22 protein-coding genes, 1 tRNA gene and 2 pseudogenes are annotated in these 24,668 nt (G+C 39.1%); 7 read left to right on the top strand and 18 right to left on the bottom strand.

All coding sequences use genetic code 11. The features are described 5' to 3' along the window. Nucleotides 1-46 precede the first annotated feature (46 nt). The 4 genes and pseudogenes from dut (ACFIM8_RS02975) to ACFIM8_RS02960 all read right to left on the bottom strand — a co-directional run bounded on the left by dut (ACFIM8_RS02975) (nucleotide 47) and on the right by ACFIM8_RS02960 (nucleotide 2,683). Entirely contained in the window at nucleotides 47-613 is a 567-nt protein-coding gene (gene dut / locus ACFIM8_RS02975) for a dUTP diphosphatase (protein WP_375614485.1), read from the bottom strand. Nucleotides 614-691: 78 nt separating this feature from the next. Continuing rightward, nucleotides 692-1,228, bottom strand: coding sequence for a dUTP diphosphatase (gene dut / locus ACFIM8_RS02970; RefSeq protein ID WP_375614484.1), 537 nt, complete (start codon nucleotides 1,226-1,228; stop codon nucleotides 692-694). A gap of 446 nt (nucleotides 1,229-1,674) precedes the next feature. After that, nucleotides 1,675-1,794 (bottom strand): annotated as a pseudogene (locus tag ACFIM8_RS02965) (integrase); the annotation flags it as partial. A 79-nt stretch (nucleotides 1,795-1,873) separates the two neighbouring features. Then, nucleotides 1,874-2,683: a VIT1/CCC1 transporter family protein gene (locus ACFIM8_RS02960; RefSeq protein WP_375614483.1), complete on the bottom strand. Its 810-nt coding sequence runs from the start codon at nucleotides 2,681-2,683 to the stop codon at nucleotides 1,874-1,876. A gap of 1,345 nt (nucleotides 2,684-4,028) precedes the next feature. Between ACFIM8_RS02960 and ACFIM8_RS02955 the strand changes: the two genes are divergently transcribed. The 3 genes from ACFIM8_RS02955 (at nucleotide 4,029) to ACFIM8_RS02945 (ending at nucleotide 6,394) form a co-directional block, all read left to right on the top strand. Then, a complete protein-coding gene (locus ACFIM8_RS02955; protein WP_375614482.1) occupies nucleotides 4,029-4,676 on the top strand; it encodes a hypothetical protein in 648 nt (215 codons plus the stop codon). A gap of 294 nt (nucleotides 4,677-4,970) precedes the next feature. Beyond that, entirely contained in the window at nucleotides 4,971-5,171 is a 201-nt protein-coding gene (locus tag ACFIM8_RS02950) for a hypothetical protein (protein WP_375614481.1), read from the top strand. A gap of 833 nt (nucleotides 5,172-6,004) precedes the next feature. Next, nucleotides 6,005-6,394 carry a hypothetical protein gene (locus ACFIM8_RS02945; RefSeq protein WP_375614480.1) on the top strand — a complete coding sequence of 130 codons (390 nt, stop codon included), beginning with the start codon at nucleotides 6,005-6,007 and terminating at the stop codon, nucleotides 6,392-6,394. A 161-nt stretch (nucleotides 6,395-6,555) separates the two neighbouring features. On the opposite strand, the gene ACFIM8_RS02940 is transcribed toward ACFIM8_RS02945, so the two are convergent. From ACFIM8_RS02940 to ACFIM8_RS02930, 3 genes are all read right to left on the bottom strand, one after another. Next, on the bottom strand, nucleotides 6,556-7,080 hold the full coding sequence (locus tag ACFIM8_RS02940) for a type II toxin-antitoxin system PemK/MazF family toxin (protein ID WP_375614479.1): 525 nt from the start codon (nucleotides 7,078-7,080) through the stop codon (nucleotides 6,556-6,558). 298 nt (nucleotides 7,081-7,378) lie between these two features. Further along, complete coding sequence (locus ACFIM8_RS02935; RefSeq protein ID WP_375614478.1) at nucleotides 7,379-7,951, bottom strand: disulfide bond formation protein B; 573 nt, start codon at nucleotides 7,949-7,951, stop codon at nucleotides 7,379-7,381. A 12-nt stretch (nucleotides 7,952-7,963) separates the two neighbouring features. Next, nucleotides 7,964-8,569: a YqaA family protein gene (locus tag ACFIM8_RS02930; protein WP_375606496.1), complete on the bottom strand. Its 606-nt coding sequence runs from the start codon at nucleotides 8,567-8,569 to the stop codon at nucleotides 7,964-7,966. Between the two features lie 221 nt (nucleotides 8,570-8,790). Between ACFIM8_RS02930 and ACFIM8_RS02925 the strand changes: the two genes are divergently transcribed. Next, nucleotides 8,791-8,875 (top strand) — tRNA-Leu (locus ACFIM8_RS02925). A gap of 1,327 nt (nucleotides 8,876-10,202) precedes the next feature. On the opposite strand, the gene ACFIM8_RS02920 is transcribed toward ACFIM8_RS02925, so the two are convergent. The 3 genes and pseudogenes from ACFIM8_RS02920 to fumC form a co-directional block, all read right to left on the bottom strand. Next, nucleotides 10,203-11,090 (bottom strand): outer membrane protein, encoded by an 888-nt coding sequence (locus tag ACFIM8_RS02920; protein WP_375606495.1) that lies wholly within the window; start codon nucleotides 11,088-11,090, stop codon nucleotides 10,203-10,205. 625 nt (nucleotides 11,091-11,715) lie between these two features. Further along, nucleotides 11,716-11,934, bottom strand: a pseudogene (locus tag ACFIM8_RS02915) (lyase family protein); the annotation flags it as partial. An 893-nt stretch (nucleotides 11,935-12,827) separates the two neighbouring features. Then, nucleotides 12,828-14,216: a class II fumarate hydratase gene (fumC, locus tag ACFIM8_RS02910; RefSeq protein WP_375614477.1), complete on the bottom strand. Its 1,389-nt coding sequence runs from the start codon at nucleotides 14,214-14,216 to the stop codon at nucleotides 12,828-12,830. 227 nt (nucleotides 14,217-14,443) lie between these two features. Between fumC and groES the strand changes: the two genes are divergently transcribed. Further along, nucleotides 14,444-14,740 (top strand): co-chaperone GroES, encoded by a 297-nt coding sequence (gene groES / locus ACFIM8_RS02905; protein ID WP_005774667.1) that lies wholly within the window; start codon nucleotides 14,444-14,446, stop codon nucleotides 14,738-14,740. Nucleotides 14,741-14,798: 58 nt separating this feature from the next. Then, nucleotides 14,799-16,442, top strand: a complete 1,644-nt coding sequence (gene groL, locus ACFIM8_RS02900) for a chaperonin GroEL (protein WP_375606493.1) — start codon at nucleotides 14,799-14,801, stop codon at nucleotides 16,440-16,442. Between the two features lie 733 nt (nucleotides 16,443-17,175). Here groL and ACFIM8_RS02895 read toward each other — a convergent pair. The 5 genes from ACFIM8_RS02895 to ACFIM8_RS02875 form a co-directional block, all read right to left on the bottom strand. Beyond that, nucleotides 17,176-17,328 carry a hypothetical protein gene (locus ACFIM8_RS02895; RefSeq protein ID WP_375606492.1) on the bottom strand — a complete coding sequence of 51 codons (153 nt, stop codon included), beginning with the start codon at nucleotides 17,326-17,328 and terminating at the stop codon, nucleotides 17,176-17,178. A gap of 530 nt (nucleotides 17,329-17,858) precedes the next feature. After that, complete coding sequence (locus ACFIM8_RS02890) at nucleotides 17,859-18,071, bottom strand: hypothetical protein (RefSeq protein ID WP_375606491.1); 213 nt, start codon at nucleotides 18,069-18,071, stop codon at nucleotides 17,859-17,861. Beyond that, nucleotides 18,064-18,276, bottom strand: coding sequence for a hypothetical protein (locus ACFIM8_RS02885; protein WP_375606490.1), 213 nt, complete (start codon nucleotides 18,274-18,276; stop codon nucleotides 18,064-18,066). The genes ACFIM8_RS02890 and ACFIM8_RS02885 overlap by 8 nt, the downstream gene beginning before the upstream one ends. Further along, the gene (locus ACFIM8_RS02880; protein ID WP_375606489.1) at nucleotides 18,200-18,436 is read right to left on the bottom strand and encodes a hypothetical protein; all 237 of its coding nucleotides are present in this window, start codon (nucleotides 18,434-18,436) and stop codon (nucleotides 18,200-18,202) included. Before ACFIM8_RS02880 ends, ACFIM8_RS02885 begins: the two co-directional genes overlap by 77 nt. Next, a complete protein-coding gene (locus ACFIM8_RS02875) occupies nucleotides 18,433-19,095 on the bottom strand; it encodes a lysozyme (RefSeq protein WP_375606488.1) in 663 nt (220 codons plus the stop codon). The genes ACFIM8_RS02880 and ACFIM8_RS02875 overlap by 4 nt, the downstream gene beginning before the upstream one ends. A gap of 458 nt (nucleotides 19,096-19,553) precedes the next feature. Here ACFIM8_RS02875 and ACFIM8_RS02870 point away from each other — a divergent pair, with 458 nt between their 5' ends. Continuing rightward, nucleotides 19,554-19,712 carry a hypothetical protein gene (locus ACFIM8_RS02870; RefSeq protein ID WP_375614476.1) on the top strand — a complete coding sequence of 53 codons (159 nt, stop codon included), beginning with the start codon at nucleotides 19,554-19,556 and terminating at the stop codon, nucleotides 19,710-19,712. Nucleotides 19,713-20,252: 540 nt separating this feature from the next. Here the strand turns inward: ACFIM8_RS02870 and ACFIM8_RS02865 are convergent. The 3 genes from ACFIM8_RS02865 to ACFIM8_RS02855 form a co-directional block, all read right to left on the bottom strand. After that, a complete protein-coding gene (locus tag ACFIM8_RS02865; protein ID WP_375614475.1) occupies nucleotides 20,253-21,179 on the bottom strand; it encodes a YopJ/AvrA family T3SS effector serine/threonine acetyltransferase in 927 nt (308 codons plus the stop codon). 334 nt (nucleotides 21,180-21,513) lie between these two features. Beyond that, on the bottom strand, nucleotides 21,514-22,440 hold the full coding sequence (locus ACFIM8_RS02860; protein ID WP_375614474.1) for a YopJ/AvrA family T3SS effector serine/threonine acetyltransferase: 927 nt from the start codon (nucleotides 22,438-22,440) through the stop codon (nucleotides 21,514-21,516). Nucleotides 22,441-22,776: 336 nt separating this feature from the next. Beyond that, complete coding sequence (locus tag ACFIM8_RS02855; RefSeq protein WP_375606484.1) at nucleotides 22,777-23,721, bottom strand: YopJ/AvrA family T3SS effector serine/threonine acetyltransferase; 945 nt, start codon at nucleotides 23,719-23,721, stop codon at nucleotides 22,777-22,779. Between the last annotated feature and the right edge of the window lie 947 nt (nucleotides 23,722-24,668).

Genomic DNA, 24,668 nt, shown 5'->3' with positions numbered 1-24,668 from the left:
TGGTTGGGTAGGTGTTATTTTGAGAGTAGCGATCTTTCAGAGCCTCTTAAGTGTGTCCCGTTGAACCAAAACCTCCTGTTCCACGGCTCTCGTTATGGCTTTGGGTATTTTGCTCTGGTTCAATGGCGCAAACATTGACTTGAATAACCGGTGAGATGACTGTTTGCGCAATGCGCATTCCCCGTTGGATAGAAAAGTCTTCTTGGCCCAAATTGATAAGAAGAACTTTGACTTCACCACGGTAGTCACTATCAATCGTTCCTGGAGTGTTGAGGCATGTGATGCCGTGTTTTAAGGCTAAGCCAGAGCGTGGACGTATTTGTGCTTCAAACCCAAGGGATAAATGAAAAATGAGACCTGTTGGAATAAGAGCACGCTGCCCAGGGCTAAGAACAAGCGTTTCTTCTTCTCCAATGGCGGCGCGTAGATCAAGGCCAGCAGAACCCGCTGTCGCGTAGCAAGGAAGTTCTAAACCTTGTCCATGTGCAAGACGCTGAACAAATAAAGTCTGGGCATGTGAAGGTTGAGAAGAGACTGGAGAAGAGTAAGGATACTTATTTAGAGGTGCGTTTAGTGAAAAAACTTTGAAAGCAAATGCGCATTCCCTCTGCACTTTAAAAGCCCAAAGAATTTCCAGTGAAAGAGTGGTTGGGTAGGTGTTATTTTGAGAGTAGCGATCTTTCAGAGCCTCTTAAGTGTGTCCCGTTGAACCAAAACCTCCTGTTCCACGGCTCTCGTTATGGCTTTGGGTATTTTGCTCTGGTTCAATGGCGCAAACATTGACTTGAATAACCGGTGAGATGACTGTTTGCGCAATGCGCATTCCCCGTTGGATAGAAAAGTCTTCTTGGCCCAAATTGATAAGAAGAACTTTGACTTCACCACGGTAGTCACTATCAATCGTTCCTGGAGTGTTGAGGCATGTGATGCCGTGTTTTAAGGCTAAGCCAGAGCGTGGACGTATTTGTGCTTCAAACCCAAGGGATAAATGAAAAATGAGACCTGTTGGAATAAGAGCACGCTGCCCAGGTGCAAGAGTGAGCGTTTCTTCTTCTCCAATGGCGGCGCGTAGATCAAGGCCAGCAGAACCCGCTGTCGCATAATGAGGAAGTTCTAAATCTTGTCCATGTGCAAGACGTTCAACGAATAAAGTTACAGGGTGTGAAGGTTGAGAAGAAACAGGATTTTCTTGGTTGTTGAGAGGTGCGTTGGTTTTAGTGTGCGGCATGATCAAGGCATTTCCAAAATATGAGGTCTAGAAGAAAATGATACTTTAACAAAAGATACCCATAAAACAAGTCGATGAAGGTTTGTTTATGGAGGTTGTCCCCAGAGCTTGGTTATCATCTCTTGCTAATCCAGAATACTCTACAGCATTATCCAAAAATACTATCAATAGAATTCCCAAGAATGCTAATATATTGATTAATAATGATAATTCACTATTTTTGTATGTTGAATGAGAGTCCCTAATGGTATAAATTTTTCTCTTTTTTGAAGCAATCAGAACCATGTCGCTTGCGCGTTACACGCCGAGAGAGCCTGTGTGGAGTGAATTTATATGAGATAAGGACTAAAAGTGCTTCTCATGAATCGTCTCAAGGGTCAAAAGCTTTTGTCCGTAATATTCAGGGTTAGCAAAGTGTGTGATGGTGCTGGTATATCTCTTCAACCTATTGCTGGAAAGTTTTGCGTTTTATGGCGTTGTTTGCCTAAAAGAACGCGTGCTTTTGTTGTTGCCTGTAAATCAACATCCAACTCTAAGGCAGCCGTATGTTTGAGACAAAGATTAAGAGTTCTATAAATCAATGTGTTGTCACTAAAAGGAATGACACGTTAGAGATCTAAATCATGGGTTGTGGATAAGATTTTTTTAGATACTACCGATAAGTATACCCGTGGCAAAAACCAAGGCACCTCCAATGATGACCTGTAAAGAAGCGCGCCAAAAGGGAGTTGACATGAATTTGTTCTGAATCCAGACGATGGCGCCGAGTTCGAAAAAAACAATGATAAAAGCAATAATTGTCGCTACATAAAAAGAGTTGATTAAATAGGGAAGCGTATGGCCTAATCCTCCTAATGTGGTCATAATGCCGCTGGCAAGGCCTCTTTTTAATGGCGAACCACGTCCTGATAATTTGCCGTCATCATGGGCTGCTTCTGTGAAACCCATCGAAAGTCCTGCACCAATTGAAGCTGAGAGTCCTATCAAAAAAGTTTGATGCGTGTCTCCCGTGGCAAAAGCTGCGGCAAAAATGGGGGCAAGGGTGGAAACAGAGCCATCCATTAACCCTGCTAGACCTGGTTGAATCCAAGTCAAAAGTGTTTGTCTTTGCGTTTTCGAAGGTTTTTTTATGGTGTGATTTGCCGCTGTTGTTTTTTGGGAGGGATGGCGGCTCTTGCCTTTCACAAGAGAAGTTTTGTCACATAATGAACCGATAGTGTTTGCACGATTATGGCAAGAAAGGCACAAAAGTTGCTTATAATTTTTAAGCTCTTGAAGCCCCATGGCGGTAAAAACCGCGGCTTCCCTAGAGGAATAAGGTTCTAGAGCTTTTGCATATTTTAAATAGAGCGCCGCATGTTGCTCTTTTATTTTGAGTGCGCGAAGCATCATTGTTTGTGCTGAACGAAAGGACAGAGCTTTACGTTGTACAAATGAAAAAAACGATCTCAACATTTTCTGTTCCTCTGCACTTTAGAATAATTCTAAAACATAAGAAAAATAAACCGAAAGTCAATCTAAAAGTTCAAAACTGAAAAATTGCAAAAAGGTTGCAGTAAAAAAATGCTGGGGTGCTATGAAAGTAAAGCTGGCAAATAAATTCAAGTACAGGAAGATTTATTAAGTGGGAGATTTATTAAGTGGGGTCGAGAGGGGGGCGTGAAAGCATTGAGAGAAAATATGCTTTATTATGCTAAAGGGACGTTTTCAATGGAGCATTCTAATGTATTTTGAATATATGGAAATAAGCGGGCACGATCATTCATTTGACGGATTCAAAAGACGATAATAATCTTTGGAATTTGAAATAATTCTTTAAAAGAGACTTTTGTTCCTTGAAAAAAGTCTCTTTCATGAGGGCGTCCGTGAAGAGTATAAAAGAGTAAAACAGTAAAGCCTTCATATAATAATATACACTAAATAATATAAACTCCATTGAGTCTTTCCATCTTTACGCTGCATAAAAGATATTGATTTATAATGATAATCTAGCGTTATTCATATTGAATTAGCCTCCCGAATAACGTGGGATTCTCTCATTTCAAATCTGTTTATCTTGAATCAATCAAAATCACTTGCTTGCACACTACAAGCGGGGTTGGCGTGTGGGTAAAAACTATAGAAGAAAGAACTAAAAATGGCTCTTATGAACCGTCTTAAGAGCCAAGGGCTGTCGCAATATTGGGGGCTGGCAAATAGATAGTGCTGGCTTGTTACTTCATAAAGAGCAAGCCGGCATCGTCATACACCTTAGCTCCCAGTGTTGCGACAGCTTTTAGCTCGGTTCATTATAGGTATGGCATTTTATTGTACAGTTTGACGTCACGCATCCCGCTTGTGGAGGTGTAAGACAGTATTCTTATGATATTTACGCGCATTGAGCGTTGTTACAGCTTTTGCATTTAGAGGTGGATTTGATGTAACGAATTATCTTTTGTGCTGTAATTGCAGGGGCAGGTTTAAGGGTGGGAGTGCATAAATGAAAGAGATATTATCATATCAAATTGTTTGATCACGCATAAAAATTGATACTTTATGAAGGGGCATTTATCGCCTTGTAACTGGCCTGATATCTTGTATGAAAGCCCAAAATTCAGTAAGATTCTCTCACTTCAAAACTTCTTATATTGAAGCAATTCAAATCATTTGCTTGTGTATCACAAGGAGGGGTGTGGGTGCTGTGTTTTATTTAAAGTATGGGATGAGTTGAAATGTGAGAAGTGCATAATCTCTACGCGTTAACAAACGTTTTTGATGTTTTTAAAAAAGAGCGAAATTGTGCAGAAAAAAGGGAGCATATATGGAAAATAGTGATGGTTTGAAATTTTGGCGGCTTTCTGAAAAACTAACAATACTGCAGGCAGCGCTTTTAATAGTTGGATTAAATCCAGGAAAGTATTTGTTTGTCAACAAATTAGAACCAGAAAAAAGTGATATTTACGAAGATAACCTTTCCGTATCATCAGAGAAAACTGCTAATTTCCGTGCAGCCTATCATGCTATCGTTCAAGCGGGAAAAAGCAATCGATTAGAGATAGAATGGTCGTACTATAATTTTTCGGATTTTATAGATGCAGATTCCTCATATGTTCGCGTTGATGATTTAAAAGAATGGCTTTCATCGCGTGGTCTGTACCCTCCATTTTTTTTCCCTGAGGATGATTCTCGTGACGTTAAGGATCAAAAATATTATACGTTTCAAGATCCAACGCATCCACGCTATGCCCCAAAGCTTGCTGCTATTGTTGCGGCATGGGAAGCGGTGAGTGAGGCTGAGGGTGGTAAAACTGTTAAAGGAACGCTTATAAAGTGGCTGCAACAGAATGCTGATCAATATGATTTACGCAATAAGAAAAATGGTAAGTTAAAAGAGGATGTTATTGAGCAGCTTGCAAGTATTGCCAATTGGGAACCTACCGGAGGGGCGCCTAAGACACCTGCCAATTAATTTTATCAAAAGAAAAAAAATAAAAAGATCACTAAAATTGTGCTGTTTTTTTTGATAATTTTGAAGATAATCTCCTTTTCTGGGAGAAGTTTTTACCTTTCTTCCCCTAGATTATAAGTAATTGTTTTTCAATGAAAATAATTTTTATACTGTTTCAATGACTATTCAGAGGGGGAAAAATAGATATTTGGGGGCAGTAAAATTTACCCTGTAGTTTTCGTAACTTACCTCTCTATTTTTGTTTGATTTTTTTGGGCACTTTTAAAATCCAAATCAACTGAAATGGATTTAAATATGATAAAAATACTTTCTTTTTTTACGGTGCGCGGAAGTGCAAAAAATTCTCAAGTCAATGCACCGATATTGGAGCAGCCTGTTGCCGATGAGGTGGTGCGTAAATCGTTTAGAATAGGTGTATTGTCGTGTTGGTTAAAGTTTGAATTTACCCTTGTTATGGAAAAGGTCAAAGCTGAGCGTCATGTGCGCTCTCCATAAAGAAATCTTGTCATCTATGAGCGAGTGAGGATTTCTCTTGAAAAATTTGCACAATAGTAAAACTAGTTAGCAAAACCTGTTCTTTGGCACAACAAAAAGGATGTCATAAATGATTATTTCATCATAAATATGCTCTAAGAATAACCCTTGCGTGGCGAAAGTCTATGGCGTAGTCGCTATAGATTTTTGCTCCGTGTGTGATGATCAATGCTCTTGTTTATCTCTTGTCAATGCAAGTGCCAATGAAAGTGATGGGTGTAGTTTGACACTAGGCTTTATACTCAGTGGGATTAGGTGGTAATTTGTTGTTTTTATGTATAAAATTTAGCATTCAATGCGCGTTTTGTCAAAATAGATTTTGACATTTAAAATTGTAAAAAAGAGCTAAAAAGAGTGAAAATCAGAAAAAAGTGCATTTTCATGCTAAAAATGAGAGAAGGCTTTGAGAGGTCTTTGACCCCCCTTTGAGAGCCTTTTAAAAACTCTTTGAAAAAAAATTAATTGGTACAAAACCTAGTGTCAAAATATACAAAACTTGATGACAAGCTACAATGGATGTCTATTGTTCCATTGTGATGCTTGGTTGTTCATGTTTAGAAACGACAAGTGTATTAAATGCGATAGGGCTGATAGAAAGGAGAACGTATCCTGTAAAAAATAGGTATGTCTTTAAAATAAAGCTGATAAACGAAATTATTTTTTTTATCTACCTTTTATATGGTGAGAAAAAAGGCTTTAAAAGCGCAAGCATACGCAATTTAGCAGTAAATCCCAAAATAGCTTAACATAGATCGTTTCTCGGAAAAGGGGAAGAAAATCTATCTGCAAAAGCTATGTTAGGTCATGTGACCGGTGAAATAATGTGGTTAGGGCGACAAACAATTATTATTGGTGAAGAGATAGAAATCGATTGGGGGGTGATTTCTAGTTTATTAGAGAATTTTCTTTGTTCTCTCGTAAAATACTATCGTTTGAGGTGTGGTCATATAAAGCGAAGCTTTTTTCAATCTTGGAAAGATATTCCCATTGCGGTAAATCATATAAAGTTTAAGAAACGCCAGCACGATTTTTTGTGCAATGAAATGATAAGTATGTACAACATCTCGGTAATCTCCATGGGAAACTTTACCGGATCAACAGTACGGATATTGTCTTCTGCTTATCCCCAAATCGCAAATATTTCAAAACAACAACGGTGGAGAATGAATGTGGATATGTTTTAGGGAAGGTTGCAAAAAATGGCTAAAAAGTTCTCAAAAAAAATACCAAAAATGACGAAAGGAGCGGTTTCCCACTCCTTCGTTCCTATCTCCCCTTGCGGGGAAGCGGCCACCATTACTGATGCCGTGTATGGCGGTATATATACGCTTATTTTTTTCAAAAGTCAATAGTGTAAATGCGGTAAATATTTGAGCATTAGAGCTACAACTTTATGAAAATCTTCGCAGGATAATCTTGGAACGGTACGTGAGCAACTTAAACGACTTACAGAAACTGTTGTGACATAATTGCAGATAATCCATGCTTTTTTATTCTCTATGGGAGATTGTATTGGATACGCAGCGGGATTATTGGGTTGTGATTTCGTTGAAAAAGGCAAAACTGTCACATTTCCATATAATTTTGCATTCTTAGAAAGCACTAAAACAGGCCGCTTTTTCCAAAATTCAGGGAGTATTGAATCATGAGGAAAATCGCACCAAAAAACTTGCCTGATGCGTGGTGCCGATTTGATTCGTGGTTTTATATGAGGTGGTTTTTCGTAAGGAGCATGTAAATCCCTTTCTTTTATATGCTCACGCCATGCATTATGATCATGTTCCATCATAACACATGGTTCTTCAAGTTTGGTTATATCTAAGGAAATAGGTGATAGGGTAGAAGGCGCTGTGTTCTTATCTTCAGCCATAGCAGACCATTTATATTTATTGGTCCCCTCACTTATTATTTTACGGCTTTTCTATCACGAGTTTTTATCAAAATGTTGCCCATAAGTACAGAGAGATGAAACCATAAAATGGATGTCTCTGCTTATTTTTGTCTTTTGAGTACAACGTTAGAGGAGGGATGTTGGTAACTCGTTGGTGTTGGTGGGTTGGTTTGGCGGTGGGTGGTTTTGGGTGGGGATTGGTGACTGGAGGGTTGGTTGGTTAGAGGGGAAGCTATTGGAGAGAACGAGTGCACGCGGTTTCGTTTCTATTTTATGGTTAGAGTTTTTTATGGACTGAAAGAATTCCTTTTGAAGCGATATAGAGGCTTATAAGGGAGAAAAATAGGCTTGAGACGACATTCCAACCGGCAAATGAGAGAAAAAGAAAGCGTACGGATGCTTCAGAACAAGAAGGGGGATGAATGCTATTTAATTGGTTAAGAAGCTGGTTAATGTCTGAGGTTTTTCTGACTGCGCTTAAACCACAGCTGAGGGGAGCTTCCCAAAAGCCATATTCAACACCCGCATGATAAACGGCTAAAACAAGGCTGATGCACATTAAGACAAAAACACACAAAAATAAAAGTTGTATCCAAGCCGTTGTGCGAAAAAAACATGCCCCAAAACCTGCTAAGAGCAAAAATGGTATGGCACCATAATAGGGAAAACGCTCTATGAGACATAAATCGCAAGGAAGATATCCGCCAAGATATTCAAAACTAAGGGCGAGACCTATTGTAGTGGATAAGCAAAAAGCGAGAAAAAAAGCCCATAAACATTGTTCTTTTCTGCTGGGTTCAACATGAAGGTGCTTGTGTAAAAGTGGATGAGAAGACAAAACGCATGCCATTAAGTCTGTTCCTTATAAAAGCTTCTTGTTTAAAAAAGCTATGAAAATCCCATAAATTAAAAGGAGGCTAACACAACCAATGAGAACAATCCATTTAAAATGCTGTACTAGAAAATTCATTGCTTTTTGCCCAAAATGTTTAATCAGCCACGCAAGAAGATAAAAACGAGCGCCTCTGGAAAAAATACAAATAAGAATGAAAAATTCAAGACGCACACTCATAACACCGGCCAAAATTGTGACAATCTTGATGGGGGGAAGATGAAAAAAACCTGATGTTATCAGTAAAATGATGAGAAATTGCAGGGTTGTACTATTTTTCAGAGATTCAAAACTTTCAACCTTACCATAAATTTCTAAAATGGGTTTGGCAAGGGTATCATAGGCAAAATGTCCGATAAACCAACCGGCAATGCCTCCTAATACAGAACAGATCGTCGCAATCAAAGCATAACGATAAACCCGCTTTTGATGGATAAGCAGCATCGGAATATATAAAACATCTATGGGAATTGGAAAAATAGAACTTTCAATAAAGGCAATGAAACCAAGCCAGTGTGGTGCTGTACGCCGATTTGCTAAAGAAATCGTCCAAAGCTTTAATTTGTTTAATATCATGAGGCTTTTATAAGTTTAAGAGGTAAAGACTTTACAAATGAGATTGCTATAAATCCGGTAGAGAAATCCAATAAAGAAAATATTCCATAAAATAGATAAGAAAATGATATGAATTCTTAAAAAATGAGAAGTCTTCTGTTGACGAATCTGTTCTTCTTCATATAGTGCAAAGGAATAATCGACAAGTCTGTCTTTTATAGTCCTGTCTTTTATAGCAGTGTGCGGGTGTGGTGGAACTGGTAGACGCGCCAGACTCAAAATCTGGTTCCGAGAGGAGTGTCGGTTCGAGTCCGACCACCCGCACCACTTCATAAATATTTTCCTTTATCCTGTTACGGCGCATCACGTTGTTTTATAAAACATGGGGGGTATAAAACGTGGGATTTATAGACCGTGTTCAATGTTTGGCATGTTGAATGAAAAACCTCTAATACCCTAGGATTCTTTCATTTCAAGTCTGTTTGTAGTAAATCAACCAAAATCATGTCGCTTGTACGTTACAAGCTAGATGAGCTCGCGTGGAGTGAAATTTTACAAAAAATGAATAAAAATGCCTCTTATGCCGTTTCAAGGGCATCATTGGAGGTAAAGTATATGATGGATGGTGCCAGCTTGCATTTTTATGAAGTGTAGAGATGGTGCTCTATAGATTTTATATTCCTGTGGGTGTTGTCGCAAAATGAGCTTGAGGGTTTTGAGAGATGTTTCTTTAAAACACGCATGTGAATTGGCAACCCAAGTATCTTGAATTTGAGTGTGTTTGGTTTGAAGCGCTGCCGTATGATATGAAGGGTGTGATCCAAAAAAGATATGTGAGAAACAAAAACATGGGGCAATGTGTAATTTCCTCTCTTTAAAAGACAGGAGCAGAGGCTTAAAAGATTGTGCTTTAAAGGCTTTTGAAAGTCGTAAAGCAGAGGGAAATGGTAAGATTGGAAATTGGTTTTTACCTTGACAACTTCATGTGCTCCCTAAATGAAGTTGTCTTCCCGTTACAGAAATTACATAAACAGAGAACCGCAATATCCTCTCTCCATTCTGGCATACAATAGCGGTAAAATACTGTCGTTTGAAGTGTGGTAATATAGGGCATACTTCCTTGAAACGTTACAGTATTTTTTCGGTGTGTGTTGGATATTCTTAAATGTGTTTATCTTGCTGTAGGTTTAAGAGCATTCCATGCGGAGGAGCCCAAAGAAGCCCGCCCAAGAGTCTCCCGATATCCCCCAAGAGTTTTTGTGTTTTTATAAACGGACATGGTGTTTAAAAATGGATTTTTAGAATCTTTATCCTTTGAGAGCGGGGAGGCAAGTCAACATCATCTTATAAAACTGCAATTGATGCACAATATCCATATTTATTTTAAAGAAATATCTCTTACATAGCGGCTCTCATTTATTTTACGATGGCGCCTAGTGGTATGATGGTAAAGCTCTTATATTCCAAATGCATTACATGAAAGGCTGAGAGGATAGAAATTTGCTTTAAGAGAGGGAGAGGCTTTATTGTTTCGTGACTATTTGTTTAAAGTTTAGTACAGGCTTTTAGAATCTACGTCTTTTTAGGGGTAAAGGGGCATTAAAAAACCCCGTTTTTAACAGGGTTTTTTAATTGTTCAATTTTTCTACAAAACTTAGAATTTATAAGCGATACCAAAGCGAACATCATGCGTTTGAGAAGAGATTTTAAGGTTATCGTTTGCAAATTTCTTTTTAAAAAAATCTGAATAACGATATTCTGTACGCATAATGATATTATCTGTCATTGCAAGATCAAAACCACCACCAACAGTGTAACCAAACATTGTTTTTGTCTCATCTAACACATTGCCAGAAGCAAAAATTGTCGAATCTTCTTGCGATTTTGATAAAAGTGACATGATATATTGCATCTGTGTATAGGCTATACCCCCTGCAATATAAGGCATAAGACGATGGGAAGCAAAACCAATACGCGCGCGCGTGGCACCAGACCACGTTTCTTTCAATGTTACACTGCTAACAACAATGTCACCATAGTTGGATATCGTTTCACCCTGAGCTGCAGGTTTTATGATAGGAATCCCAGCTTTTTTAAAGGCAATGTTAATGGAGTTTGATTCATCTAGAATTTTCTTTCCATTGTCTGTTTGGGTGCTTTTCCTCCCAGACCAGACCATGTCGGTATCAAAACTGAAAACAAGATCTCCCAGATCAATATTAGAACCTGCATACAAACCTGCTCTCAATCCTGATAGTTTCGGTGATAAATCTCTATCAACCCAAGCCCACTTTCCGTCCCTAGCTTCTTGTGCATAATTTAGAGTATTTTTATTGGAAAAATATCCAATTTGTCCTCCAAAATAAAAACCAGACCAAGAAAAAGGCGCAGAAACAGTAACCGGTGAAATACGTGATGACGAAACATCTTGCAATGAAACCTTCGGTTCTGATTGCTTAAAGATTACTGTATCTGCTGCTTGCGCTGTTGAAGCGGTAATGAAGGTGAAAATAGATAGTGCAACTAAACATTTTGTTTTCATAAAAACGTCCCCAATTTATTTCAGATACAAATCGTATTATATACGAATTGGTTAAAAAAATCTATATTTAATATCATTATGAAAACTAAAACATTCAAAAACTCTATAATTATCCATATTTAAGCGTTCTTGAAACTTGTTTTCATGCTATTATCCCGCGTTTATATTGATTTTTCAGTATTTTTATATACTCTTTCAGTGTTCTCTGTGTTTTAGAAAAAATTATAGTATAGTAAACAAGCTTTCTATTTATTAAAAAAATATTACTTTATATATATTAAAACACTTTTTGTTGTTAAATGTATTATCCATTATGATTGACACCAATGTACTTAAATATTCAATTTATCGTAAAAATGCATATTGGTACCGTCATATTCGTTGCTCGTTTTTGATATTGCATAGCTTTGTATTGCGGTAGCCTTTTGAGCACTCGAGGGGATGAGCGACTTTATTTCTTTTTTATCTATATGCCACTTTTGCTTATAATAATCTAAGCGAATAGTTTTGATTGATTGAATGGAATACGAAGAATCAGAAGGAGTAAAGTGCGAGAATCTCAAGTCTCATGAGGTTTCTTATGCGCCATGTAAAACGGATAAACTCTCCGTTCCGTTCGCTTAAAGCCGGAACGTGGATGAGAGCCTAAAAACTGAATGTCGTTGGCTATTTTAAAGAGATTAGCGCGTGCATTCAGGTTTTTGTGGAAATGGGTGAGGGCGCCATAATGGGCAAATGCCTCCAATTTCTTGCGAGCTGTCAAGGATATCCCGTCAAAGAGTAGATTGTTTCAGCAAAGGTCAAAACCTTTCAGTGCATCGAATTTTGTTCCAACAGCTGTTCCTCTATTGAGCACCCATTTTCACGCTTCATAAAGGAGACATTTCTCAATGTTCCTAAACCCATTTCACGACGGCGATTGTGAATGATATAATGATAAATCTATTGAGCACCTCTTTTACGCTTCATAAAGGAGAAAGTCGGTACCATTACTATATTTGCCAGTTCGTAGGGTGTTGTGACAGTCCTCTCCACAATGTTGTGATAGGCCCCTTTGTCCGTTGTGACAGTCCTTGGCACTTGAGGTGGTTCATTAGAGGCGTTTGTAGTCCTTATCGGATACAATTTCTATTCATACATTCATTGCGTTTGTGATGTGCAAGTAAGTGATTTTGATTGATGCAACATGGGACAGATTTAAAATGAGAAAATCTTACGGTATTTAGGATTCTCGTTCAATATGGATAACGCTAGATTATTATTATAAATAAACACATTATCTCATTGAGATAAGAGTTATTTACCCAATGTTATCAATAATGATAACATTGTAAAGCGTAACTACGATGAATTCATTAATCTTTTTATACTTCGATTGAAATTATGTCTATTAATACCGATTTTTTTGAGCTAATTTTGTTTGGTTGATAGCTAATAGATTTTCAAAATCAAGACGCGAAGCTAGAATGAAAAACACCTTAAGGTCATATCCCTTTAAATCACTTTTTGCCAGTATAGCTATTGGGTGTTGAGCTATGACTATCCATTCCTTTCCAAAATCGTTGTGCCTTTTAAGTACAATATAAGCAACAAAAACACCCATAGCATAAATGCGGCTCAGAGCCTAAAATGAACGCTGTGGGTAATTGTTATCGGTCATCATCGGGGTGTAAAACACCCCGATCTTTTGACAGAAAGATTTGTTTTAAGACGTTTGTATCTTTTTTAGTGAGTTGTTTATTGGGGAGCAATCATCTTTTTGGGATCAACTAATCGGTCATAATCCTCTACAAAAACCCCTGCTTTTAATGCTTCGGTGCGCAAAGTTGTATCATTTTTATGCGCTGCTTTGGCAATTTCAGCTGCTTTTTCATAGCCAATTTCTGGTGCAAGAGCTGTGACTAACATGAGTGAGCGCTCCATGAGCGAGTGAATATGAACACGATTGGCCCGTAATCCTTGAATACAATGCATATCAAAAGAACGCATGCAATCACCAAGAAGGGTAATTGATTGTAAAACGTTATAGCCAATAACAGGTTTATAAACGTTGAGTTCAAAATGTCCTTGGCTTGCGGCAAAGGTTACGCTGGTGTGATTACCAAAAACTTGGCATGCGACCATGGTTAAGGCTTCACATTGCGTGGGGTTGACTTTGCCGGGCATAATAGAAGATCCGGGTTCATTTTCAGGAAGACTGAGTTCCCCTAAACCGGAACGTGGACCAGAGCCTAAAAACCGAATGTCATTGGCAATTTTAAACAGATCAGCAGCTAAGGCATTCAAGCTCCCGTGGAAATGCGCAAGGGCGCCATGATGGGCAAGTGCTTCAAATTTATTGCGGGCAGTTTGGAACGTTATTTCTGTGAGAGTGCTCACTGTTTGCGCAAAAGCAACGTCAAAACCTTTGGGTGCATTCAGTCCTGTGCCAACAGCCGTACCACCTTGAGCAAGCATTTGGACATCGGTTAGAGCATTTTTAATACGCTGAAAATTGGCTTCTAATGCGGCACGATAGCCTGAAAATTCTTGCCCTAAGGTTAAAGGGGTTGCATCTTGCGTATGGGTGCGGCCGATTTTAATGATATCTGCAAATTCTTGCTCTTTTTGTTTTAATGTCGCAATAAGAGCTTCAAGGATTGGCAGTAAGTGTTGGCGTGTTTGCAACGTGGTGGCAATGTGAAGCGCCGTGGGAAAGGAATCGTTCGATGATTGGCTCATATTGACATGGTCATTGGGATGAACTGGTTTTTTGCTTCCAAGTTTTCCTCCCAAAATCTTACTAGCACGATTAGCAATGACTTCATTGACATTCATATTGCTTTGTGTGCCAGAACCTGTTTGCCAGACGGACAGTGGAAAATGCGTATCAAAATCGCCGGCAAGCACTTCATCAGCGGCGGCAATAATTGCTTTTCCAATATTTTCTGGTAGTTTTCCTTTGCTCATATTTACAATCGCTGCTGCTTTTTTGACAAGGACTAAGGCATAGATGATGGCAAGAGGCTGCTTTTCACTGCCAATATTAAAATTATGCAGAGAACGTTCAGTTTGTGCGCCCCAATAACGATCTTGACGTACCGAAATCGTTCCAAAGCTATCCGTTTCCTGACGTGTTTCAACCATGATAAGATCCTTTTTTGTTCACGGGTTCTCAAAAAAGATAGATAACGCGAAAGTGCAATAAGAGGCAAGACTTTGAAGCTTCATTTAGAGAAATTATTTTTATGGCTATTCTTGACATTGAGAGATGCCGATTTTATATCTAATACATGCTAGCACTCGTAGCTTGAGAGTGCTAGCAAGAACTTTTAAGATTAATGCAATTATGTTCAGTTTTAAGGATTTAAAACATGGCTAATATACAATTCCGCCCACTTCACGACCGTGTCGTTGTCCGTCGGGTTGAATCTGAAAATAAAACGGCTGGTGGGATTATCATCCCTGATACAGCAAAAGAAAAACCCCAAGAAGGCGAAGTGATTGCTGTTGGCAATGGCGCTCTCGATGATAACGGAAAGCGCGTGCCGTTAGAAGTCAAAACAGGAGACCGTATTTTGTTTGGAAAATGGTCTGGAACTGAAGTCAAGATTAATGGGGAAGATCTCCTCATCATGAAAGAATCTGACATTATGGGAATTATGGGCTAATTGAAGCGCTTAATTTTTCATTGTGTACTATTTTGAGAAAACTCCAAGGAGAAATTAAATGGCTGCTAAAGAAGTCAAATTTGGCCGTGAAGCGCGTGAGCGTTTGTTGCGCGGTGTCGACATCCTTGCTAATGCTGTTAAGGTGACACTCGGCCCTAAAGGTCGCAATGTGGTGATTGATAAATCATTCGGTGCGCCTCGTATCACAAAAGATGGTGTATCCGTTGCAAAGGAAATCGAACTGGAAGATAAGTTCGAAAATATGGGTGCACAAATGTTGCGCGAAGTTGCTTCTAAAACCAATGATATCGCTGGTGATGGAACAACAACAGCAACTGTTTTAGGACAAGCTATTGTGCAAGAAGGTGTTAAAGCTGTTGCGGCGGGCATGAACCCAATGGATCTTAAACGTGGGATTGATGCTGCTGTTGAAGAAGTGGTGGCAAACCTCTTCAAAAAAGCAAAAAAAATCCAAACTTCAGCAGAAATTGCACAGGTGGGAACAATTTCCGCTAATGGCGCTGCTGAAATCGGTAAAATGATCGCTGATGCTATGGAAAAAGTGGGCAATGAAGGCGTCATTACCGTGGAAGAAGCTAAAACTGCTGAAACGGAATTAGAAGTCGTTGAAGGAATGCAATTTGACCGTGGGTATCTTTCCCCTTATTTTGTCACAAATGCTGAGAAAATGGTCGCTGATCTTGATGATCCTTACATTCTCATTCACGAAAAGAAATTGTCTAATTTGCAATCTCTTCTTCCTGTGCTTGAAGCTGTTGTTCAGTCTGGAAAACCACTTCTTATCATTGCTGAAGATGTGGAAGGTGAAGCTTTGGCAACGCTCGTGGTCAACAAGTTGCGTGGTGGTTTGAAAATTGCTGCTGTAAAAGCTCCTGGATTTGGTGATCGCCGTAAAGCAATGTTAGAGGATATCGCTATCTTGACATCCGGACAGGTTATTTCTGAAGATGTGGGCATTAAACTTGAAAATGTCACTTTGGATATGCTTGGACGTGCAAAGAAAGTGAATATTTCTAAAGAAAACACCACCATTATTGATGGTGCTGGACAAAAGGCTGAAATTACTGCTCGCGTCAATCAAATCAAGGCTCAGATTGAAGAAACAACTTCTGACTATGACCGTGAAAAATTGCAAGAAAGACTTGCTAAACTCGCTGGTGGTGTTGCTGTTATCCGTGTGGGTGGTGCAACAGAAGTTGAAGTGAAAGAAAAGAAAGACCGTGTTGATGATGCTTTGAATGCAACACGTGCTGCTGTTGAAGAAGGTATTGTTGCTGGAGGTGGTACCGCATTGTTGCGTGCAGCAAATGCGTTGACCGTTAAGGGAAGTAATCCTGACCAAGAAGCTGGTATTAGTATCGTTCGTCGTGCTCTACAAGCACCAGCGCGCCAGATTGCAAGCAATGCTGGTGAAGAAGCCGCTATTATTGTGGGCAAAGTGCTGGAAAATAATGCTGACACTTATGGTTACAATACCGCAACTGGTGAATTCGGTGATTTGATTGCTTTGGGAATTGTTGATCCTGTGAAAGTTGTGCGTTCTGCTCTTCAGAATGCGGCTTCAATTGCGAGCCTTCTGATCACAACAGAAGCAATGGTTGCTGAAGTTCCAAAGAAAGATACACCAATGCCTCCGATGCCTGCTGGCGGAATGGGTGGAATGGGCGGAATGGATTTCTAAGCTCTTTTCCATAGAAATAATAAAGAAACGGGTCTTCTGGGCCCGTTTTTTTTATGCTTTTTCACGTTTCATACAGTTTTTCCTTTTATGACAGTTCCTTTATCTTATAGGATTGTTCTATTCTCCACTGGTTTATCTACCGTCATTGTGAATGAATCTCACTCTTAATCCATAGCTTTTTCTCTTGTTTTTATGAAATGTTTCTATTGTGCGGGGATCGTGGTTTCCTTTGAAAATATTTTGCTAATAAAAATACAATTCTTTGATTTATAGTCAGTTATTCCTAATACAGTTCTGTTTTTTCATTTCAGATTTATGCCTGCACCGTTAAAAAATCCTGGGTTTGTGCTTCATAAGGTGAGAGGTCACTACGGTTTTTATGAACCAACGCAATCATTAAAAGTCAGTAGTTAAGAGTTAGTACCTATTGAGCGTTGGAAAGACAGAATTGAAAAGAGCATGATGGGGCTGGTTTGTTTTTTATGAATAAGATGCTGGTATTTCAAGCTTTTGCATAGAGGAATAAGCATCTCTCTGTTTAGTTGATCTCTGAAATGGGGAGACTGCTCCATTTGAGAAGCTTAAAGATAAAAGCTAATTTTTCGCCTTGCTCTCATCTTTTTTTCGGTAAGCTCATCACCTAAACTGGAGCCAAACCCATGTTGTTATACTCAAGTTCTGTTTGTTGCCTATATTGTGACAGAAAATTCTTGAGTAGGGAGCAATTTTTGAGCTAAGGGGACCATGACAGGTAGCCAAAAAAATCATGACGAGACAATAGGCGTGCTTGTGTTAGAATTTTTAATGCTTCTGATGATAAAGGCACGCGAAATTCTGTTGTAGCTTCATGCTTTCTTTTCATATTTTCGAGCCAAGGATTTTCCATATATTCTCTTCAACTTGACCTTTATGCATAGGACATAAGGGCATTGAGAGGGTGGGAATTGAGAGGGTGGGAATTGAGAGGCAGGGAATTGGGGGGCAGGGAATTGGGGGGCATTGAGAGGCAGGGAGGAGCCAGCTTGCTTTTTTATTAAACGTAAAGATAAGAGGTTTTATGTAAGGCTCCCATTACATTGCTTGTTTATGCGCTTCTTTAAAAGAAATATTTTGTAATACAAAATTCTTGGCTATGCTATTTATGAAGAGTATAAAATCATTTGGATATCAATAGATTATTTAAAAAATGTACGTTGGTATGATCCTTTTCTTATGTTACCAAAGTTATTGACTTACGCGTTGGTTAAAAATCTCTCTTCATGCTCCTAAATTCATTTCATGAAAGTGTTTGTGAAGAGTGTATAAAAATTTCTCGTGAGACGTGAAAAATCATCAATAAAACTCCATGTGTTCAAAAAATAACGAATGGCTTTTTATATTTAAAAGATTTAAAACGTCTCACGTTTTTTATTTATTTTAGAGCTGAATATTCGATTTTTGTGTAAAAATACTTCCCAGCACATCTATGATTCGTGAAAAATCAAGCGCTAATAAGAAAATGATGAAGATAATCCACTTCGTATAGCGTGACATCATTTTTACACTTTTATACGTTGTGATGATTTCTTGTAGGACTTCTTTTTCCTTTTCTGTAAGCTCTGTTTGTTTTTCCGTTTTTTTTCTAGCCATGTTTCCACCCACACATGTGTTCCCCTTGTTTGTTATGCTTTAAAATATCTCTTGCGAGATTTGAACTGATGATATTGAGATCTTTGTTGTCTAAATAAATGGGCATCCAACCAACGCAAGAAAAATGCTCATTGATTGTTTTTATCGCGCAACCAGTGAGTAAGAGAAGCGCGTACATCAGCATCACTTTTTTGATTAATTTCATTTTCCACCTCTAGCCGTGTTGTTGATGACTTTAGCGTTTTTTCTATTTGCTTTTGTTGTTCAACCTTCTTTCCAAGAGTGAAAGCTTTTGCTAAAGCGATAAAAAAAGCGGTCAGAGCCGCTCCTGTTATCATTAGATTTTTTTTCAACCACCACATCATAAGCGCTGCTCCCGAAACCGTTTTGCCACAAAGAAAATGCCAACGCAGGCGGCTAAAACCATAATGGTTGCTAATGCCCATTGGATGGGACCATTGCCTGCCAATAAGCCTCCAAGTCCAGAAAAAGAACCAATAATCGGTGTAAGCGCTTCTGCTTTGAAAAATCCTGTTGGTGCTTGCGTTTCTACAGTTTGATAGTTGGAAGAAACATAAGCCCCTTTTGCCCATAATCCCGATTCTGCTGCACGACGGTGCACTAAACCGTGAAGACGTTTTCCTCCTGCTTTAGTCCACTTTTGTAACTCAGCAGGGACAGCCTCATATTCGCCATTATTGAGCTTTTTTAGAAGGGTCGAATTACAAAAAGCCGATGTTCCTATATTATAGCAAAACGATACGAGCGCGGCGAATTGTTCATCCGTTAAAGAAACTGTCACATGTTTTTCAACGGTATTTTCAAATTGTCTTAAATCTTGAGAAAGAATTTCTTCTGCTTGTTTTTCAGTAATGATCATGCCCTTGTGAACGAACGGTTGGCCAGCCGTGGTGGTATGGCCATAGCCGATTGTCCACACCCCGATGGAATCTTTATAGGCTTGTAAACGCAATCCTTCCCATTGTTTAATGAGTGCAAGCCCTGCTGATGATATTTTTCTCATTTACTTCTCCATAAAATAAAGCCTCACGTTAACGTGAGGCTGGTTGACAGATTAAAAATGATTTTTTTCACGCTTCAAAAACAGAAAAGAAGAAAAAATTAATTAAATCAAAATGTTACCTGTGTAATTCTAGGGGGCATGGTTGGATGTGGTCATATTTTCCGTTGGGAGAGTGTTGTTGTTGGTTTTGAGACCCGTTCCCATGGGGTGGTTTGTTGATCGCGTCTTATTGGTGCGGGCGGTGTTGGTGTGATGCACACGGGGTCATTGCCATTGTGCTGGCGGTTTTGTTGGCGCGGGGGTAGCATGGTGGGGAAAGGACGATGGGCTCCCCCCGGTTAAGCTGGTTGTGAGGGGGAGAGGGTTCTATAAAAAATTCCGTATAGAGGTGCATTCTGGTCACATAAATTCTTTTTCTCTTGTGAGAAAGAGTTTTTGCAAGGGGAAAGGGTTTGTTTGTGGGGATGGAGAGCGTTGTTGTTGGTTTTGAGATCCGTTCCCATGGGGTGTGGTTTGTTGATCGCGTCTTATTGGCGCGGGCGGTGTTGATGTGGTGCACACGGGTCATTGCCATTGCGCTGGCGGTTTTGTTGGCGATTGTGTTAGTGGTGGCATGATACGGGTGAGGTTGGAGGGGTGACATGTATGGTATGGTGAGTGGAACTCTTAGAAGGGCACTGTTGGCGCGGCAGGGATTGGGAGAGGTGTACAATTATTTGTGTTGGCAGTGGTTGTGAGGAGTGAGAGATGGAGAGAACGGATGGTGTGTGATTGTGGGGACAGAGAGCGGCTGTTCGTGGTGGTTTGAGAGCATGGCATTGATGTGGGGGTGTTTGAGATACGAAGTGGATACTCTCAGAAAAACAAGACATATGCTTTTACTGAAGACGAAAGCATTAAATATTTTATGTATCAAGCGTTTTGCTTATCCAAAGAGCCTCATTGTTACACAGAGCTTTGGGCTAACAAGAGCTGTGGAATTTTGATACAATTTTAAGAGGGGCTGGTTTTATAGGACAATGGTGTTTTTCTTTAAGAGGAAAGTTGTTGGCTATTTTTGTTTTAAGAGAGCAAAAGCTGGTTTGCTTAGAGAAATCTTAACCGTAAAGCAGCCTCTCTTCGTTCTTTGATGAATAGGAATATGGAAAAAGCCTTAATTACATCGTTAAAGATTTGTATTCAGTAATCCTTTTTTGGTGGGAGGAAACAGAAACAGTTTTTCCTTCTGTTGTTCTTAAGTTTTTTTCAAACCTCTCTCTCAGAGTTTCCCCTTTTTTGTTGACTGTTTCATGTTCAGCTTCCGGATGGACTTTTAAATAGTGTTCTAGACGTCTTTTTCCTTGCGCATGTTTATAAAAAGTGGTTGGAAGATAGGAATCTAACTTTTCAGCAGATACAGATGAATTGGGTTCACATAATACACCCTTAACATTATCTTTGTGCAATCTTGCTAATTTATCAGATTCAAGATGAAGCTTTTTGGCAAGGCTTAAGCTGAACATTCCACATTCAGAAGAGCTTCGCTGAATATCCATTTCTGCTGTGGTAAAAGAATAAGGAGGCAGTTGAAGACGTTGAAGGGTTTGATTTATTTTTATCCCTAGTTTGCAAGCCGCGATATTCTGAAATGTTGTAGGTTCAAGCATAATCAAAGAGATTTTCTCATCAACTTTTTGATAATCAAGGACGGCAAAGTGGATTTTGCTTCCCGAATTGACTATAAATCGCGCAGATTTTGCGTCGCTTTCAACGACTTCTTTTAGGGCGTGCGAAAACTCTTCTGCTGTAAGAGCCAATTTGAGATTCATGTCTGGATATTTGCTGTTTGCTTTTTCTACGAGAGCTGGCATCAATCTAATATCTGTGTTTTCATAATAAGAGTTAATCCAACGGCCGGTTACAAGATCTCTCTCTAAGCCTGTAATAATATCTTTTAATTCGACAGAATTCGGTGCAGTATGTTCTTCTTCTTTTTGGATGGAACTTTGCATTAAACGTGCAATAAGGTCTTCTAAAGATTCATTTGCACTTGCTCCTTCTGGTGTTTGTGAGGAATGAGGGAGGGAAGAATCTTGTGGCTTCATAATCTTAGCCTCTATATTGATGATCGATAAATGGTATTATTTCTTCAATTTTGGCTAAACAATGTTTGCAGGAAAGATTTTTATCTAAAAAAAACAAAGAGATGAAATCATCTTTATTTTAAAAAATTTTGTTACCAAAGACAAAATCGCACGCTTTTCAGAGTCAAAGGTAAGGTATCTTTTTATCTTTTAAGAGATCACGTTGCTTACTGTTTGCATCTTTACCTCCTTCAAAGGGAAAAGAAGATTTGCTAACAGCAATTTATGCCTTACCGTAAAGACGCAGAGCCTCATTCTTTGTGGATGTGGAATATGGCTATGGCCAAAACGCTTATTACATCATTAGAGATTTGTATTCTGTAGCTCTTTTTCTGTGTTGTGAAACAGAAACAGTTTTTGTCTCTGTTGCTACCAAGCTTCTCTCAAATCTTTCGGTTAGGGTTTCGCCTTTTTTGTTTACTTTCTCCTGTGCTGCTTCTGGATTGGCTTTTAGATATTCCCCAAGACGTCTTCTTCCTTGCACGTGTTTGTAAAAAGAGGTTGGAAGATATGTATCTAACTTTTCAGGAGATAGAGGTGTATCTGGTTCACATAATACACCCTTAACATTATCCTTATGCAGTCTTTCTAATTTTTGAGATTCGGTATGAAGCTTTTTAGCAAGGGCTAAGCTGAACATTCCACATTCAGAAGAGCTTCGCTGAATATCCATTTCTACCATGGCAAAAGAACAATTGGGCAACTCATGCGCTTTAAGAGCCAATTGTGTTCTTAATGCCAGCACTGCTGGTTTCATATTGTTGAGTGTTGTAGGTTCAAAAAATATCACGGAGGTTTTGTCATCGATGGTTTGATGATCAATCACTGAAAAATGGATTCCCCTGTCCTTTGTGTGAATAATAAATCTAGAAGATTGAACGCCGTTTTCGATGGCTTCTTTGAGTGCAAGGGCAAAGTCGTGAGATGACGCTGCCAATTGAAGACGCATGTCGGGATATTTACGATTTGCCTGATCTATCAAGGCTGGCATTAGTTTAAGGTCTGTACTTGCATAATCAGCTGTGAACCAACGACCCGTTGAGATATCATCCTCTAAACGGGCAACAATATCTTTTAATTCCTCACGATTGAATGGGATATCTTTGCCTTTTTCGCTACTGGGTTGTTCTAAATGTGCAGCAAGAGTGTCTAACGATGCATTTGCACTTGCTCCTTCTGGTGTTTGTGAGGAATGAGGGAGGGAAGAATCTTGTGGCTTCATGCTATTAGCCTCCATATTGATAATCGATAGGTGATATTATCTTCTTCAATTCTGGCTAAACAATGTTTTGCAGGAAAGATTTTTATCTAAAAAAAACAAAGAGATGAAATCATCTTTATTTTAAAAAATTTTGTTACCAAAGACAAAATCGCACGCTTTTCAGAGTCAAAGGTAAGGTATCTTTTTATCTTTTAAGAGATCACGTTGCTTACTGTTTGCATCTTTACCTCCTTCAAAGGGAAAAGAAGATTTGCTAACAGCAATTTATGCCTTACCGTAAAGACGCAGAGCCTCATTCTTTGTGGATGTGGAATATGGCTATGGCCAAAACGCTTATTACATCATTAGAGATTTGTATTCTGTAGCTCTTTTTCTGTGTTGTGAAACAGAAACAGTTTTTGTCTCTGTTGCTACCAAGCTTCTCTCAAATCTTTCGGTTAGGGTTTCGCCTTTTTTGTTTACTTTCTCCTGTGCTGCTTCTGGGTTGGCTTTTAGATATTCCCCAAGACGTCTTCTGCCTTGCACGTGTTTGTATAAACGAGCTGGAAGATATGGATCTAATTTTTCAGCAGGTAAAGGCGTGTCTGGTTCACATAACACACCCTTAATATTATCTTTGTGTAGTCTTTCTAATTTTTGAGCTTCGAGATAAAGCTTTTTGGCAAGGCTTAAGCTGAACATCCCACATTCAGAGGAGCTTCGTTGAATATCCATTTCTACCATGGCAAAATGAATATTCGGAAATTGGTGATGTTCAATGGATTGTCGCGTCCTTAATGCCAGTAATGCGGGAAGCGTGTCACGCAGTAAGGTCGGTTCAAAAAAGATCAAAGATGTTTTATTATCAATGGTTTGATGATCGACAACCGCAAAATGAATTCCCCTATCTTGTGCGTTAACGATCAGCCTAGAAGATTTTATGCCCTTTTCGAGCGTTTCTTTGAGTGCAAGGGCAAAGCCGTCTGGGGGGCTTGTAAGTTTGAGATTCATCTCTGGATATTTACGATTTGCTTGATCGACCAAGGCTGGCATCATGTACAGATCTAGAATATCATAATAATTTTTGATCCAACTGCCATCGGCATTATGCTTTTCTAAACCGGCAATAATATCTTTTAATTCCGCACGATTAAAAGGGGTGTTTTTTATTTTTTCAATGTTAAGCCGTTCTAAATGTGCAGTAAGAGTGTCTAATGATGCATTTGCACGCGCCTCTTCAGGTGCACTTGCACCTTCTGGGGTTTGTGAGGAATGAGGTGGGGGGGAATCTTGTGGCTTCATACTATTAGCCTCCATATTGATGATCGATAGGTAATATTATCTTCTTCAATTCTGGCTAAACAATGTTTTGAAAAACAAGCCTTTGCATCTTGAAAGGTGAGGCGATGAGAGCATAATAATGCCGTTTTCATATTTTTATGCGTGTAGTGCTCATCATTGCTGTGATGTATTATATTGGTATTTTATAAGGGGATTATTAGGGCGTTCTATTGGGAGCCCTTATTGAATACCACTTGTTTTGAAAATCTCAAAATTATGGGGCTGTTGGTGATGCAAATTGTGTAATGCAAAAGAAAACAGTCAGAAAAGGACGAAAGATACCTTCAAACCGTAAAGCTTTAAACATTGCCGCGAAACACACTGTTTTATAACAGTCTATGATAATGCGAAAATTTTATGATGAAATCTGGACGCAGAAAACCCCTTACCGCATCTACCATTAAATACGATTTTTCATATTCTGTCAACCGCAAAACGATTATTTTTCCTTTTTTATCGCGGGAAAAAATCTACAGAAAAAATCTCATTCATTAGCTATGCAGCAAAATATCTTGTTTTAATGGAAAAGTTTTTGATGTGGCAAAAAACATTTTCTCCTTTGAGAAAGGAGGGAGAAAGGTGAAGGGAGAATTGTGGTTTTGAAATCCGTGGTATTTTATTGATGAAATTGGGAAGGCGGTGGTTGGAAGGTGTTTGTGGAACAAAGCTTTAGGTATTGCGCAGGGGGTGTTCCGAGGGGATGACGAGGTGGGGGACTCGTGGGTGCTTAGAGGCGTGATGGCTCTTCGAGTGGCTGTTGGGGTCTCTAAAGGTTTCTGTATAAAGATTTATTGAGTAAATGCTTTTTCTCCTTTGAGAAAGGAGGGGAAAGGTGAAGGGAGAATTGTGGTTTTGAAATCCGTGGTATTTTATTGATGAAATTGGGAAGGCGGTGGTTGGAAGGTGTT

The organism is Bartonella sp. AC535YNZD (assembly GCF_042196625.1).
Classification (GTDB): domain Bacteria; phylum Pseudomonadota; class Alphaproteobacteria; order Rhizobiales; family Rhizobiaceae; genus Bartonella.
The sequence above is the reverse complement of the archived record's forward strand: the minus strand, read 5'-3'. Positions and strand labels throughout refer to the sequence as shown.